The organism is Streptomyces aureoversilis (assembly GCF_042657885.1).
Lineage (GTDB): Bacteria > Actinomycetota > Actinomycetes > Streptomycetales > Streptomycetaceae > Streptomyces > Streptomyces aureoversilis.
Map to the genome: position 1 here is coordinate 206,417 of NZ_JBHSKJ010000003.1, position 15,479 is coordinate 221,895.

Annotated in this window: 11 protein-coding genes and 1 riboswitch; of the genes, 5 read left to right on the top strand and 6 right to left on the bottom strand. The window is 74.1% G+C overall.

The genetic code is table 11. The features are described from left to right. The first annotated feature begins 230 nt into the window (after positions 1-230). Positions 231-1,433 carry a cytochrome P450 family protein gene (locus ACFPP6_RS06475; protein WP_382038104.1) on the top strand — a complete coding sequence of 401 codons (1,203 nt, stop codon included), beginning with the start codon at positions 231-233 and terminating at the stop codon, positions 1,431-1,433. Between the two features lie 199 nt (positions 1,434-1,632). On the opposite strand, the gene ACFPP6_RS06480 is transcribed toward ACFPP6_RS06475, so the two are convergent. Continuing rightward, complete coding sequence (locus tag ACFPP6_RS06480; protein WP_382038105.1) at positions 1,633-2,232, bottom strand: hypothetical protein; 600 nt, start codon at positions 2,230-2,232, stop codon at positions 1,633-1,635. 11 nt (positions 2,233-2,243) lie between these two features. Next, positions 2,244-3,806, bottom strand: coding sequence for an APC family permease (locus ACFPP6_RS06485; protein ID WP_382038106.1), 1,563 nt, complete (start codon positions 3,804-3,806; stop codon positions 2,244-2,246). Positions 3,807-4,102: 296 nt separating this feature from the next. Continuing rightward, positions 4,103-4,320, top strand: a riboswitch (cobalamin riboswitch). 31 nt (positions 4,321-4,351) lie between these two features. On the opposite strand from ACFPP6_RS06485, the gene nicT reads away from it, so the two are divergent. Beyond that, positions 4,352-5,497: a Nickel transporter NicT gene (gene nicT / locus ACFPP6_RS06490; RefSeq protein WP_382038108.1), complete on the top strand. Its 1,146-nt coding sequence runs from the start codon at positions 4,352-4,354 to the stop codon at positions 5,495-5,497. A gap of 125 nt (positions 5,498-5,622) precedes the next feature. Here nicT and ACFPP6_RS06495 read toward each other — a convergent pair whose 3' ends face one another. The 3 genes from ACFPP6_RS06495 to ACFPP6_RS06505 form a co-directional block, all read right to left on the bottom strand. Next, positions 5,623-6,828, bottom strand: coding sequence for an MFS transporter (locus ACFPP6_RS06495; protein WP_382038109.1), 1,206 nt, complete (start codon positions 6,826-6,828; stop codon positions 5,623-5,625). 111 nt (positions 6,829-6,939) lie between these two features. After that, complete coding sequence (locus ACFPP6_RS06500) at positions 6,940-7,623, bottom strand: alpha/beta hydrolase (RefSeq protein ID WP_382038111.1); 684 nt, start codon at positions 7,621-7,623, stop codon at positions 6,940-6,942. Positions 7,624-8,092: 469 nt separating this feature from the next. After that, the gene (locus ACFPP6_RS06505) at positions 8,093-8,281 is read right to left on the bottom strand and encodes a hypothetical protein (RefSeq protein ID WP_382038112.1); all 189 of its coding nucleotides are present in this window, start codon (positions 8,279-8,281) and stop codon (positions 8,093-8,095) included. A 187-nt stretch (positions 8,282-8,468) separates the two neighbouring features. Here ACFPP6_RS06505 and ACFPP6_RS06510 point away from each other — a divergent pair, with 187 nt between their 5' ends. The 3 genes from ACFPP6_RS06510 (at position 8,469) to ACFPP6_RS06520 (ending at position 13,968) form a co-directional block, all read left to right on the top strand. After that, entirely contained in the window at positions 8,469-10,877 is a 2,409-nt protein-coding gene (locus ACFPP6_RS06510; protein ID WP_382038114.1) for an excinuclease ABC subunit UvrA, read from the top strand. 718 nt (positions 10,878-11,595) lie between these two features. Continuing rightward, positions 11,596-12,753: an FAD-dependent monooxygenase gene (locus ACFPP6_RS06515; RefSeq protein ID WP_382038116.1), complete on the top strand. Its 1,158-nt coding sequence runs from the start codon at positions 11,596-11,598 to the stop codon at positions 12,751-12,753. A 351-nt stretch (positions 12,754-13,104) separates the two neighbouring features. Continuing rightward, positions 13,105-13,968 carry an Fpg/Nei family DNA glycosylase gene (locus tag ACFPP6_RS06520; RefSeq protein WP_382038117.1) on the top strand — a complete coding sequence of 288 codons (864 nt, stop codon included), beginning with the start codon at positions 13,105-13,107 and terminating at the stop codon, positions 13,966-13,968. A 9-nt stretch (positions 13,969-13,977) separates the two neighbouring features. Here the strand turns inward: ACFPP6_RS06520 and ACFPP6_RS06525 are convergent, their stop codons facing one another. Then, entirely contained in the window at positions 13,978-15,420 is a 1,443-nt protein-coding gene (locus ACFPP6_RS06525) for an amino acid permease (RefSeq protein ID WP_382038119.1), read from the bottom strand. Positions 15,421-15,479: the final 59 nt, after the last annotated feature.

Here is a 15,479-nt window from a genome sequence, read left to right on the forward strand (position 1 = left end):
CCCATGGACGAGGCGGCCCTGGACGGGGGTCAAGGCCGCCTGCGCCACAGGCCGGCGCCGGGTCCGTCACCACGACGGATCCGGCGCCGCCCGTGCGCGTCCCTTCCGGTCTTCCGGCGGAGTTCGCCCTGCGGCTCCGGTGAGCCCCGTGGCGGGCCCCGTGCACCGGACTCCGCCCCCGCCCCCGGTCATCGAGCACCGGACGGCTTGATCTTCTAGAGTCGGTCGCCATGCAGAACTCCACCGCCTCCGGGCTCATGACCGACCCGCACGGCACCTACGCCAGGCTGCGCGAGGCCGGCCCGGTCCACCGCATCACCGGCCCCGACGGGCGGCCCGCCTGGCTGGTGACCCGCTACGACGACGTCCGCCGGGCGCTCGCCGACCCGCGGCTGTCCCTGGACAAGGCCAACGCCACGCGCGACAACTACACCGGGTTCAGCCTGCCTCCGGCCCTGGACCGGAACCTCCTGAACATGGACCCTCCGGACCACACCCGGATCCGCCGCCTGGTCGTCAAGGCCTTCACCCCCGGCCGCGTGGACAAGCTCCGCGCACCGGTGCGCAGGATCGCCGACGAACTCCTCGACGCCGTCGAGGCCGAGGGCCGTACGGACCTGCTGGCCTCCTACGCGGGCCCGCTGCCCATCACGGTCATCTGCGACCTGCTGGGCGTACCGCAGGAGCAGCGGGTGGACTTCCGGGCCTGGACCGACGCCATGCTCGTGCCCGACCCCACGCGGACCCACCTCATGAAGGAAGCCATCGGCAACATGATGCGCTTCTTCACCGGTCTCATCGCGAGCAAGCGCGCCGCCCCCGGCGACGACCTGCTCTCCGACCTCATCGCGGTCCGCGACGGCGGTGCGGGGGACGGAGCGGACGGGGCCGACCGGCTCTCCGAGGACGAGCTGACCTCGCTCGCCTTCCTGATCCTCTTCGCGGGCTACGAGAACACCGTCCACCTGATCGCCAACTCCGTCCTGGCGCTGCTGGACCACCCGGCCTTGATGAACTCTTTGCGAGCGAATCCGGCCGGACTCGGAGCGGCAGTCGAGGAGTTCATGCGGTGGGACGGGCCCGGGGCGCTCGCGATCCGCAGGTTTCCGCTGGAGAACGTGGAGATCGGCGGGGTGACCGTGCCGGCCGGGGAGACCGTCCTGCTGTCCCTGGCGTCGGCCAATCGTGACCCTCATCACTTTTCCGAGCCGGATCGGCTGGATCTGAACCGTGATCGTTCCGGTCATCTCGCGCTGGGCCACGGGATCCACTACTGCCTCGGGGCCCCGCTGGCCAGGATGGAGACGGAAACTGCGCTGGCAGCGCTGCTGGAGCGGTTTCCCGGGCTCGCGCTCGACGGAGCGCGGGAGGACATCGCCCGGCGGCCCTCGATACGCGCGAGTGGCCTGATTTCGCTCCCTGTTCGCTGGTAGTCAGCAAAGCCGAACAGATTTTTGGTGCATAACCCATCCTTGATGAGGTAGAACTGTCCTCGAGCCCGCCCGGTGTGCATCCCCCGTCGCACCGGGCGGGCCTTCGAACCCTCAGGCCGGTTCTTCCGGCGCGCCTGCCGCGGCAACCACAGCAGCCGCAGCGGCCGGACCGGCTCGCGGCGGATCGGGCCGCGGTGGATCAGACCGTGGTGGCAGGGAACTTCAGCAGGGCGACCGCCGCGAGCATCTGTATGCTCACCGCCGCCACGGCCTTGTGCGTGGGCAGGTGGTGCTGGCCGCGGATCAGCAGGGTGGCGAAGGCGTAGCCGAAGGCCGAGGTGATCCAGGCGGCCGCCCGTACGGGGAAGGAGTCCCCGGGCAGGCACGCGTCCAGGGCCAGGCGCGGCAGGTCCGTCGCCCAGAACACCACCACGAACAGCGTGACCGTGGGGCCGAACTTTCCGTTGCCGCCGAGCCGGCGGGCGATGGCCTGGGTGGCGATGCCCAGCAGCAGGCTGGCCAGCACGAGCACGACGTCGGCTATCGCCATGGCCTCCAGGGCCAGGGCCGGGCCCACCCGCCAGCCCTCCCAGAACGAGTCCTTGCCCAGCGTCCCCAGCGCTCCGCAGAGCAGGCACAGGAACGCCGCCGCCCCCCACACGCTCCGGTCCCGCGCCTCGTCCAGGATCTCGACCGGGCGGTACCACAGCCCGAAGAAGAGGCGGTGCCAGTACAGCCTGCGGCGGGCGGCGGAGGCGTGCGGGGCGGGAGGTGAGTGAGGGGAGGCAGAAACAGGCATGGATGCAAGTATCACCGCTCGGCGGGCACCCCGGTGTCCGGGTCGGCGTCCGGCGCCCCGCCCGACCTGGTGTCAGGGACCGCACCCGCGGCGAGGCCGGGGGCGGTTCCGGCGGCCGTCCCGGGGGCGGTGTCCGGGCCGGCGCCGTGCAGGTACTCCTCGCTGATCTCCCGCGGCCCGAACGGCCACACCTTCTCGTAGCGCGACCAGAGCAGGAAGGCCACGCAACCGGCCCCGACCCAGGCCAGGGACCATTCGATGGGGTGCCGCCCGGGTGAATTCCGGTTCGCGTAGCCGTAGATGACGAGCCACCCCACCAGCGCCACCAGGCTCGGCAGCGGGTAGAGCCACATCCGGTACGGGCGCGGCAGGTCCGGCTGGCGGCGGCGCAGCACGGTCACGGCCAGGACCTGGGCGAGGGCCTGCACGATCACCATCACGGAGGTGAGCAGCTGGATCAGCGTGGCCAGGTTCGTATGACGGCCGATCAGGAACCCTGCGCCCGTGATGACTCCCATGGCGGCCAGGCCCAGCGCCGGGAAGCGGTGTCTGGGGTGCAGTCGCCCGAAGGGGCGGAAGAAGACCTTCTCCCGGGCGGCGTCGTAGGGCACCCGGGAGCCGCCGAGCAGCCCGGCGAGGACCGAGGCGACGGCCGTGACGAGGATGAGCACGGTGACGAGCCGGGCGGGCCCCTTGCCCCAGGCCTCCTCCAGGACCGCCGAGGCGACGGACGAGGACGCCGTCGAGGCGGGGTCGAGCATCTGCTTCCAGTCGATGACGCCGAGCGTGCCGATCTGCAGGAGCAGGTAGATGGCCATGATGCCGAGGATGGAGAAGACGATGGCGCGCGGCAGGGTGCGCCCGGGGTTCTTGATCTCGGCGCCCATGTAGGCGGCCGTGTTGTAGCCGAGGTAGTCGTAGATGCCGATGGTCAGGCCCGCCGCGAAGCCGATCCAGAAGTGGTTGGTCGTCAGCTCGAAGGCGTCCGCGGGGTAGGTGAAGGCCCGGTCGGGGCTGAAGTGGGTGAAGGCGGCGAGGATGACCAGCACGACGGAGGCGATCATCACGCACCACAGCACGACCGTGATCCGCGCGATGTTCTCGACGCGCCGCCACAGCACCAGCACGATCAGCGCGATGACGGCCAGCCCGGTCAGGTCGCCCTGCGTCTGGCCCATGTCCGGCCACAGATAGCCCAGGTACTGCACGAAGCCGATGACCCCGGTGGACATGCCCAGCGGGATGAAGAGCATCGCCGTCCACACGAACAGGAACGGCATCAGCTTCCCGGTGCGGTACTGGAAGGCCTGGCGCAGGTAGACGTAGCTGCCGCCCGCGCCGGGCAGCGAGGCGCCGAGCTCGGCCCAGATCAGCCCGTCGGCCAGGGCCAGCACCGCGCCCGCGACGAAGCCGATGACGGCCTGCGGGCCGCCGAAGGCCGCGACCATGAGGGGGATGGTGACGAAGGGGCCGATGCCGCACATCTGGCTCATGTTGATGGCGGTGGCCTGGAACAGTCCGATGCGGCGCACGAAGCCGACCCGCTCGTCCGGCGATGGTTCCGTCTCTGCCATGGCGGTCGGCCCTTTCTCGCGCCGGACGGGGTCCGGCTGACCTGATTATCCGTCCAATGCACTGGTAGCACCGGCGTGTCGCAACCGTCCACCGTTCCGACACGCCGGTGCCGCCGACCGGCTGACCGGGCGGCTTCCATCCGTGACGGCAGTGATGGAAGGGGTGGGCGGGGCGGGAGATGCCGGCGCAGAGGCTGGGCCGTCCGGGGGAAGGGCTCGGCCCGCAGCCCCGTCCGCCTACGGCCTGCCGCCGTCGATTGCGAGAGATGTGCAACTGCAGAACTTGTGCACAACCGCTAGGGTGGCCCGGCCGTGGTGTTCGGGAAGACCGGTGACGGGCCCTCGTGGTCCCAGTCCGGAGCGGCCCTCGCCACTGTGATCGGGGAGTGACCGTCCCGTTCCGCGCGCTCCCCACGGCGCGCGGAGCCACTGGCCGCAGCCGGCTGCCGGGAAGGCGGGGACGGGCGCGAACGGACCCGTAAGCCAGGAGACCGGCCACGGCATCTCGCAAATGGTCCACGAGGTGCTGGAGCGTTCAACCCAAGATGTCCCTTACTGCTGATTCATCCGGTTCACCCGGCTCCACCGGTACCGGTCCCGGTGCAGGCCCCGCGCCCGCCTTCCGCTGGCGCCGCGAGGACACCGTGCGGACCGCCGGTCTGCTGGCCGTCATAGCCGCCCTGCACGTCGTCGCGTTCGGCGTGCTCTACCTGCTCGTCGTCCCCAACCACTACACCGTCGGCTCGAAGGTCTACGGGGTCGGGCTCGGCATCACCGCCTACACCCTCGGCATGCGGCACGCCTTCGACGCCGACCACATCGCCGCCATCGACAACACCACCCGCAAGCTCATGGCGGACGGCAAGCGCCCGGTCTCCGTCGGCTTCTGGTTCGCGCTCGGCCACTCCAGCGTCGTCGTCGCGATGGCCGCCCTGGTGGCCGGCGGCACCCAGCTCGCGGGGCGGCTGATGGACGAGGAGTCCACGGCCCACCAGACCCTGGGCGTCGTCGGCACGACGGTCTCCGGAGGCTTCCTCTACCTCATCGCCGCGCTCAACCTCGTCGCCCTCGCCGGCATCCTGCGCATCTTCCGCGCCATGCGCGAGGGCCGCTACGACGAGGCCGAGCTGGAGCAGCACCTGGACTCGCGCGGCTTCATGAACCGCATCCTCGGCCGCTTCACCCGCTCCATCACCCGGCCGGGGCAGATGTACCCGCTGGGCTTCCTCTTCGGGCTCGGCTTCGACACCGCCACCGAGGTCACGCTGATGGTGATGGCGGGCAGCGGGGCCGCCGCGGGCCTGCCCTGGTACGCGATCGTGTGCCTGCCGCTGCTGTTCGCCGCGGGCATGAGCCTGTTCGACACGCTCGACGGCACGTTCATGAACTTCGCCTACCAGTGGGCGTTCTCCAACCCGGTCCGCAAGGTCTACTACAACCTCACGATCACCGGCCTGTCCATCGCCGTGGCCTTCCTCATCGGCACCATCGAACTGGTCGGCGTCCTGCACGAGAAGCTGGGGCTGGACGACGCGGTGAGCGGCTGGATCGCCGGCCTGAACCTCGACAACGTGGGCTTCGTCATCGTCGGCCTGTTCGTGGTGGTGTGGGCGGCGGCCCTCGGCTACTGGCGCTTCGGCAAGGTCGAACAGCGCTGGGCGGCCCGCACGCAGGCCGCGGCCGAGAGCTGACGCCGGCCGGTCCGGTACCGACCGGCCCGGTCCCGCCCGGCCCGGTCGCCGCAGGGCCGGGGCCGGGCCTGATCGCGGGGCCGGGCTTGATCGCGGGCCGGATCCGGTCGCGGCACCGGCCCTGCTCAGACGGCGCGGGCGGGCGCCTCTTCGGCCTCCTCCCGCGCCACCGGGACGAGGTGCGCCTGCCCGGCGAGGATCACCAGGACGCCCACGGCGAGCCCGGCGGCCCCGCACGACGCGGCCCACGTGGGCCCGGCCGTCTCCAGCACCGTGCCGACGACGGCCGAGCCCAGCGCCACGCCCGCCGTCATCAGGGTCACCAGCCAGGCGAACGCCTCGGTGACGGTGCCCGCCGGGGCGAGCTCGCCCACCAGCACGAACACGACGGTGAGCACGGGCGCGAGGAACAGCCCGGTGAGGATCATCAGGCCGGCCATGAACGGCGGCGCGGGCAGCAGGCACAGCAGCCCGTACCCGGCCGTGAGCCCCAGCATCAGCAGCAGCGTCCGGCGCGGCGGCGCCACCCGCCAGTGCCGCACGGCCCCGTAGGCCAGCCCGCCGATCAGCGCGCCGAGGGCGTTGAGCGCGAGGAGCGTGGGGGCACCGCCGGGCAGCCGGTGGTCCTCCGCGTAGTGGACGACGAGGACGTTGAGCGTGCCGATGGCCACGCCCGCGCCCGTGAGGCCCGTGAGCAGCACTACCAGGCCGCGGCTGCGCAGCGGGCCGAGCCAGTCGCCGGAGCGGGCGGGCGCCTTCCAGACCCGGGCGGGCGGGGCTGTGGCGACGACGAGCACTCCGGCGATGCCCAGGAGCGCACCTGCCCACAGCGCCGCCTCGGGCGAGGCGACGGCCACCCCGCCGGCCACCACCAGGGGCCCGCCGACGAAGACCAGCTCCTGCGAGGCGGAGTCCAGGGCGTAGGCCGCCTCCAGCTTCCCGGGCGCGACGATGTCCGGCCACAGGGCCCGCAGGCACGGCTCCAGCGGCGGCGTTGCCGCTCCGGCGAGCGCGACTCCGGCGAGGACGGCCGTGCGGCTGCCGGGCGCGATCGCCACGACCGCGAAGCCCACGGCCGCCACGAGGGCGGTGGGCAGCAGGACGAGCGGCTGGCCCGCCCGGTCCACGAGACGGCCCAGCAGCGGGCCGCCGATCGCGGAGGCGATGGCGAACACGCCCACCGCCACGCCCACGAACCCGTAGGACGCCCCCGCCTGACGGAGGGCCAGCGGTACGGCGACGGAGGCCATCGCGCTCGGCAGCCGCCCGACGAGGCTGCCCAGGAGCAGCCTGGTCACGTGGGGGCCGCGCAGCAGGTCCGCGTAGCTCATGGGGAGTCCTCGCCGCTCGTCGACTCCCTCGGCCACCGGGTGGCCATGTCCGGCGCTGACGCTCGCGTGGGTGAGATCACGAGGGAATGGTTATACGTAACACCCCTGCCGTCAAGGGATTTCCGGCAGGCCCGGACCCTGGCGGAGCAGATCCCCGCCGGGCGCCGTGCCGTCCACCGGACGGGCGGCGACGGCATCGTCCACGCACGCGCTGCCCCGGCCGGCGCAGACGCCGTGCGAGCGGTCGTTCTCCAGCGTGACCGGCCGGGATCCGGGCAGCGCGCGCCGCGTGGCCCGGGCGCCCTCGGACGGGGTGACGGGGCGACGGGGTGACGGGGTCGTGCCGCGAGGCGGCGGGCCCGGGACCGGGGGAGCGGCCGGGCTGTTGGGCCGCGGGCGGCTCTCCGGTGGTGGTGCCAGTACGCGCAGGCCGACGCCTCGGTGCCGGCCGGCACGGGCCAGGGGGGCGAGGCGGCGCGGCCGGCGGAAGTCGGCGGAGGCCGGCGACTCGGCGACGACCCGCCCGGGTGCGAGGCCGGGGCCGTCGGCGCACTTCATGGTGCGGTTGGCCGCCTCGTGCGTACGGGAGTCCGGGCCGCCGAAGGGAGGGGCGGCGGGGCGCGGGCCGCCGACCGTGCCCACGCGCAGGGAGGTGCGCAGCCCGTCGCCGAGGGGCGCCCAGCGCTCGGTGCGGCCGAGCATCCGGTAGACCGCGCGGTCGAACTCGACGGGCCCGAAGCCGGCCACGAACCGGCTCGCGAGCCCCCCGCACCGGGCCGCGCGGACGGGGTCCATGTCGCGGGCGGTCTCCCCCGTCGACAAGCGCGGCAGGGCGGGCCCCACGCCCGCCGCGCAGTCGCCGGCGAGGCACTCCCGCTCGGCGGAGCGGTGGCTAGGGAGGAGACCCGGCGCTGCTCGTGCGCATGGGCCTCGGCGCGGACCGCACGGGGCGGCGCCCCGGCGAACTCTCCGGCGGCGAGCTCCGGCGGGCCGCCCCGGCCCGGGCCCTGCGGCTTGGCCCCGGGTCCTGATCTGCGGCGAGGTCCGGCCCGGGCTGGACGCGGTCACCCGGCGGGGATCCTCGCCCTGCTGACCGCGCTGGTGCGCGAACCCGGCGGGCCGGGGCCGGTGCTCATCACCCACGACACCGCGACGGCCGCCGTTGCGGGGCGGACCGTCGTGGCGGAGGCGGGGCGTCGTGGCGGAGGCGGGGCGTGCGCGCGAGCGGACCGCCCGGCCCGGGCTCTTGAGGCCCGGGTACGGGTCAGGGGGCGAGGCAGTGCGCGAGGGGGACCTCGGGCGGGGCCCCGGGGGCGGGCAGCTCGACGAGGGCCATGACGTCGCCGGTGGCGCAGGTGACCACGGCCACGGGGTCGGGCGCGGCCGTGGCAGTGGTCGTGCTCACCCCGAGGAAGCAGGCGGCTCCGAGGACGACGGCGGCGATGCGGCGCATGAAAGGCCTTTCGGTGGGCGGGTGTTGAAGGTGGCGACACCCTGCCCCGCGGTGCGCCGGGGCATGTGCGGTGTCACTCTTCCGTGAGCGGCTGAATCGATCCCCCGCCGCCGTGTTCGGGTGCCCGCCGGCAGGGCGGCGGCGGGGTCACCGGGCCGGGACGGACCGGGCAAATAGAATCGCGCACATGCACGACCCCTACGTCCGCGTCCGCGGTGCCCGCGAGCACAACCTCAAAGCCGTCGACGTGGACGTCCCGCGCGACGCCCTCGTCGTCTTCGCGGGCGTCTCCGGATCCGGGAAGTCCTCCCTCGCCTTCGGCACCGTCTACGCCGAGGCCCAGCGCCGCTACTTCGAGTCCGTCGCCCCGTACGCCCGCAGGCTGATCCACCAGGTGGGCGCGCCCAGGGTCGAGGAGATCACCGGGCTGCCGCCCGCCGTCGCGCTGGAGCAGCGCCGCTCCGCCCCCACCTCGCGCTCGTCCGTGGGCACGGTCACCACGCTGTCGAACTCCCTGCGCATGCTGTTCTCCCGCGCCGGCGACCACCCCGAAGGAGCCGAGCGGCTCGACTCCGACGCCTTCTCGCCCAACACCGCCGCGGGCGCCTGCCCGGAGTGCCACGGCCTCGGGCGGGTGCACCGGGTCACCGAGGAGTCGCTCGTCCCCGACCCCTCCCTGTCGATCCGGGAGGGAGCGATCGCCGCCTGGCCGGGCGCCTGGCAAGGGAAGAACCTGCGGGACATCCTCGACGCGCTCGGGCACGACGTCGACCGGCCCTGGAGCGAGCTCCCGCAGAAGGACCGGGACTGGATCCTGTTCACCGACGAGCAGCCGGTCGTCACCGTCCACCCCGTCCGGGACGCCGAGCGCATCCAGCGCCCCTACCAGGGCACCTACATGAGCGCCCGCCGCTACGTCCTGCACACCGCCGCGGACTCCAAGAGCGCCGCGCTGCGCGCCCGCGCCGAGCGGCACCTGGTCAGCGCCGCCTGCCCGGTCTGCCACGGCAGGCGGCTGCGCCCGGAGGCGCTGGCCGTCACCTTCGCGGGGCAGGACATCGCCGGGCTCGCCGCGCTGCCGCTGTCCGACCTCGCCGCGACGCTCCGCCCCGCCCGCGCGGGCGACGGCGTCGCCGCGACCCTCGCGCAGGACCTCGTCGCCCGCATCGAGGTCCTCACCGAACTCGGCCTCGGCTACCTCGCCATGGACCGGCCCACCCCCACCCTGTCCGCCGGCGAGCTGCAGCGGCTGCGGCTCGCCACCCAGCTGCGCTCGGGCCTCTTCGGCGTGGTGTACGTGCTCGACGAGCCCTCCGCCGGCCTGCACCCCGCCGACAGCGCCGCCCTGCTGACCGTCCTCGACCGGCTCAAGGCCGCGGGCAACTCGCTGTTCGTCGTCGAGCACCACATGGACGTGGTGCGCCGCGCCGACTGGATCGTCGAGGTCGGCCCGGGGGCCGGGGAGCACGGCGGGGAGATCCTCTACAGCGGCCCGGTGGCGGGCCTCGCCGACGTGGCCGAATCCGCGACCCGCCGCTTCGTGTTCGCGGAGGAGGCCCCCGCGCCCCGCACGCCCCGGGAGCCCTCCGGCGCGCTGCGGCTGCGCGGCGTCACGCGGCACAACCTGAGCGGGCTCGACGCCGAGTTCCCGCTCGGCGTCTTCACCACCGTGACGGGCGTCTCCGGCTCCGGGAAGTCCACGCTGGTCGGGCAGGTGCTCGCCGACGCCGTCGCGGCCCGGCTGGAGGGCCGGCCCCTCGAAGGCCACGGCAGCGCGTTCGCGGCCGAAGGCCTGGCCGCCGTCGACCGCCTCGTGCGCGTCGACCAGAAGCCCATCGGCCGCACCCCGCGCTCCAACCTCGCCACGTACACGGGCCTCTTCGACGCCGTGCGCAAGGTCTTCGCCGCGACGGACGGCGCCCGCGAACGCGGCTACACCGCGGGCCGGTTCTCCTTCAACGTCCCCGCCGGCCGCTGCGGGACCTGCCAGGGCGAGGGGTTCGTCGCCGTCGAACTCCTCTTCCTGCCCGGCTCGTACGCGCCGTGCACCGCGTGCGGGGGAGCGCGCTACAACCCCGAGACGCTGGAGATCACCTACAGGGGCGTGAACATCGCCGAAGTCCTCGGCATGACCGTCGACGCCGCCGCGGACTTCCTCGCCGACGTGCCCGCCGCCCGGCGCGGCCTGCGCACGCTCCAGGACGTCGGCCTGGGCTACCTGCGCCTCGGCCAGCCCGCCACCGAGCTCTCCGGCGGCGAGGCCCAGCGCATCAAGCTCGCCACCGAACTCCAGCGCACCCACCGCGGCCACACCCTCTACGTCCTGGACGAACCCACCACCGGCCTGCACCCCGCCGACACCGAACTCCTCATGCGCCAGCTGCACGGCCTCGTCGACGCCGGCAACACGGTCGTCGTGGTGGAACACGACATGACGGTCGCCGCGGGCGCGGACCACGTCCTCGACCTCGGGCCCGGCGGCGGCGCCGCGGGCGGGCGCGTGGTGGCGGCCGGGACGCCGCGGGAAGTGGCCGGGGCCGCCGGAAGCGTGACGGCGCGCTACCTGGCGGAGGCCTTGGCCGCAGGCGCGGGCTGACCTCCGCGCCGCGCGGAGGTTCCGGCCGGGTGACCGCGTCCGGCCCCACGCCGCGCGAAGGCGTCCGCAGGGGACGGCGGCTGATCATGCGCGAGCAGGCCGCCGCCTCGCCGAGGCCACTGCCTGCGAGCGCAGCCGCCACAGCAGGACGTCGACGCCGAGCCATCGCACGTCGCGCCAGGGCCGGTCCGGCCGGCAGCCCCTGGGCCGCCGCCTCCGCCGCGTGCCGCAGGCCCGCCCGGCGGTCTCCCGCGTCGCCGGGCCCCGGCCACCACCACAGGTGCCGGGAATCCGGCCCGCTCCACGCCCGCCCGCAGCCCGGGGGACCGCCGCCGATCCCCGCGGCGCCCCGAACGGGGGCTCGGGGCAGGGGCGCAGGCGCCGGGACGCCCTGGACGCACTGCCCTCTGCCGGGCTGACGCTGCATTCCTGCGGGTGGCGGTGGACGGCCGTGTCCGGTCCCCGCGTTTCGAGGATGCGCCGGCCGGGGGACCGCCGCTGATCCTCGCCGTGCCTCGAACGGGGGCCCGGGGCCGGGGAGCTCGCGCCGACGCGCTCTGGACGCAGCGCCCTCTGCCGGGTCGACACTGCATCCCTGCAGGCGGCGGCGGACGGCTGCGCCCTATCCCCGCGGCGCCCCGAACGGAGGCCCGGGGCCGGGGAGCACGTGCCGACGCGCTCTGGACGCACCGCCCCCCTCCCCGGCTACGCTCGGAGCATGACCCACGCCCTGGTCATCGGCGGCGGCATCGCCGGGCCCGTCACCGCGATGGCGCTGCGGCGCGCCGGCATCGAAGCGACCGTCCACGAAGCCCATCCGACCGGCGCGGACCATCTCGGGGCGTTCCTCGTCCTCTTCGCCAACGGCCTCGCCGCGCTGCGTGCCGTCGGAGCCGACGGGCCCGTGCTCGACTGCTCCTTCCCCGCCGACACCGTCGAATTCCTCGGCCCCGCGGGGGACCGGCTCGGCGCCCGGCCTCTCACCGGCGCCGGGGACGACGGCCTGAGCCCCCGCACCCTGCAGCGCGCCGCGCTCTACCGGGCGCTGCGCGACGAAGCCGTCCGCCGCGGCGTGCGCGTCGTGTACGGCAAGCGCCTCGTGGACGCCACGACCGGCCCCGACGGCGTCGTCGCGTACTTCGCGGACGGCACCCGCGCCGAGGGCGACGTCCTCATCGGCGCCGACGGCATCCACTCCCGCACCCGCACCCTCCTCGACCCCGCCGCGCCCCCGCCCCGCCACACCGGCCAGCTCACGATCTGCGGCCGTACGCAGGACGCCGCGCACGCCGTCCCCGACCGCACCTACCGGATGGTCCACGGGCAGCGCGCCTTCTTCGGCTGCACCAGCGCACCGGACGGCACCACGTACTGGTTCGCCAACATCCCCGCGCCCGAGCAGGCGCGGCCGGCGCTGGCCGCGATCACCCCCGCCGGGTGGCGGCAGCGCGTCCTGGACGCCTTCGCCGGCGACCGCACCCCTGTGACCGGCCTCGTCGCCGCCACCGGTGACGCCGTCGTCGGCGTGAACGCCTACGACATCCCCACCCTCCCCGTCTGGCACGGCGACCGCGCAGTCCTCGTCGGCGACGCCGTCCACGCCACCGCGCCCAACGCCGCCCAGGGCGCCTCGATGGCCATCGAGGACAGCGTCACCCTCGCCCGCTGCCTGCGCGACCTGCCCGGCCCGCGGCAGGCCTTCGCCGCGTACGAACGCCTGCGGCGCGAACGCGTGGAGCGCGTGGTGGCCCTCAGCGCCGCCATGGCGAGCCGCATCGCCACCCCACCCGAGCAGCCGCGGACGCCCGCGAACTCCGACGGCGCCGACGACTGGCTGACGTCCTACCGCGTCGACTGGAACGCGCCCGTCAGCTGACGCCGCCGCCCGCCGGACGACGGCTGCGGTGGCACCGGCACCGCCGGAGCGCGCCGTCGTGGTTGATCGCCGTTGCGGCGGAAGAAATGCTGCCGGGCCGCCCGCACGGGCCACCCGGCCGGGGCGCGTCGGCCGCGCCGGCCCTCTCGGCGCCGGCGGCCGCGCCCGCCGGCTCGCGGCCTCCGTCCGTTCGGAGCGCGGCACACTCCCGGTGGTGAGCGTCCGCCGGCGGGTCGGGTCACCCGCCCCGGCCGGCCTCGGCCATCGCGACCACGGGGGCGCGCCCGACCGCCCGGCCGTCCCCGGCGGCGCCCCGCTTGCCGCCTTCCCCCGCTGCGGCAGACTGGAGCCATGCCGGAGTTGCCGGAGGTCGAGGCTCTTGCCGGGTTTCTCGCCGGGCGTCTTGTGGGGCGTACGGTCGAGCGCGTGCTGCCCGTGGCCGTGAGTGTGCTCAAGACCTATGACCCGCCGCTCACCGCCCTGGAGGGGCGGGAGGTCAGCGGCGTGCGCCGGTACGGCAAGTTCCTCGACCTCGCCACCGGCGACGGCCCGCACCTCGTCCTGCACCTGGCCCGCGCCGGCTGGCTGCGCTGGCAGGAGAGCCTGCCCGAGGCGCCGCCGCGCCCCGGCAAGGGCCCGCTGGCGCTGCGCGTACGGCTGACGGGCGGCGGCGGTTTCGACGTCACCGAGGCGGGCACCCAGAAGCGGCTCGCCGCCTACTGCGTGCGGGACGTCTCCGAGGTGCCCGGCGTCGCCCGGCTCGGCCCCGACCCCCTCGCCCCGGACTTCACCCTCGGCGTCTTCGCCGGCCTGCTGCGCGACGAGCGGCGGCAGCTCAAGGGCGTCCTGCGCGACCAGAGCGTCATCGCGGGGATCGGCAACGCCTACTCGGACGAGATCCTGCACGCGGCCCGCACGTCCCCGTTCAAGCTCGCGGCGAGCCTGACGGAGGACGAGACCGCCGCCCTGTACGGGGCCCTGCGCACCGTGCTGCACGAGGCCGTCGAGCGGGCGCGCGGCCACGCCGCGGACGAGCTGAAGGCGGAGAAGAAGAGCGGCCTGCGCGTGCACGGCCGCACCGGGAAGCCGTGCCCCGTGTGCGGCGACACCGTCCGCGAGGTGTCCTTCAGCGACTCCTCGCTGCAGTACTGCCCCACCTGCCAGACGGGCGGCAAGCCGCTGGCCGACCGCAGGCTGTCCCGCCTGCTGAAGTGAGCCGGGCGCTCAGTCCCGCGGGATTCCCCTGGCGTCCGCGTGGGCGAGCTCCGAGTGCTTGTAGGAGTAGGCGAAGTACACCACCAGCCCCACCGCGAACCACATCGCGAACCGCAGCCACGTCTGCCACGCCAGATAGGTGATCAGCCAGATCGACGCGGCGACCCCGATCCCGGGCACCACGGGCACCCAGGGGCAGCGGAACGAGCGCGGCAGCTCCGGCCGCCTGTAGCGGAGCACGATCACGGCCGCGCACACGACCGCGAAGGCCAGCAGGATGCCGATGTTCGTCAGCTCCGCGGCCTCGCCGATGGGCATCAGGCCCGCGATGGCCGCCGACACCACGCCCACGATCCAGGTCACGCGCGTCGGCACGTGCCGGGTCGGGTGGGTCTTGGAGAACCACTTCGGCAGCAGCCCGTCGCGGCTCATCGCGAACCACACCCGGGTCACGCCGAGCATGAAGGTGAACATGACGGTGAGGATGCCGATGATCGCGCCGACCGCGATGACGTCCGCGATGCCCGAGAGCCCCACCGACTTGAAGGCGGTGGAGAAGCCGCTGGCCTTGTCGATGTCCTCGTAGTGCTGCATGCCGGTGAGCACCAGGCAGGCCAGCACGTACAGCACCATCGAGACCGCCAGCGAGTACAGGATCGCCTTCGGCATGTGGCGCTGGGCGTCCTTGGACTCCTCGGCCGCCGTGGACATCGCGTCGTAGCCGAAGACGGCGAAGAAGACCGTGGCCGCGCCGGTGAAGGCCCCGCTGACCCCGAACGGGAAGAACGGCGTGTAGTTGCTGCTCTTGACGTGGAAGAAGCCCACGACGACCACCAGCAGCACGACCAGGATCTTCAGGCCGACGACCACGGTCTCGAACCGGGCCGCGTTCTTGATGCCCATGGTCAGGAGCCAGGCGATCAGCAGGCACAGCGCCGCGGCGAACAGGTCCACCCGGTGCCCCTCGCCCGTCCCGGGCGCGCCCAGCATCCAGGCGGGCAGCTCGGCGTTCAGCTCCCCGAGCAGGAAGTTGATGTAGCCGGAGATGCCGATGGCGACCACAGCGACGATCGCCGTGTACTCCAGCAGCAGGTCCCAGCCGATGAACCAGCCGCCGATCTCGCCGAGCACCGCGTAGCCGTAGGTGTAGGCGGAGCCGGCCCGCGGGATCAGGCCCGCGAACTCGGCGTACGAGAAGGCCGCGGCCGCGCTCGCAACGCCCGCGATGAGGAAGGAGACGAGCACGGCCGGCCCGGCGACGCCGTTGGCGATGGTGCCCGCGAGGCTGAAGATGCCCGCGCCGATGATGCCGCCGACGCCGATCGCCGTGAGCTGCCACAGGCCCAGCGTTTTGGTCAGGTGTTCGCCGTGCGCCTCGGTCTCCTCCGCCTCCTCGATCGTCTCGATCGGTTTGCGGCGCAGCACGCCATGTCCCGTCCGGAGCCCGGCCATGTCATGTCCTCTCGTCGGCGCTGACGGCGGATCATCGCCGACATCATGGCCCGGCGGGG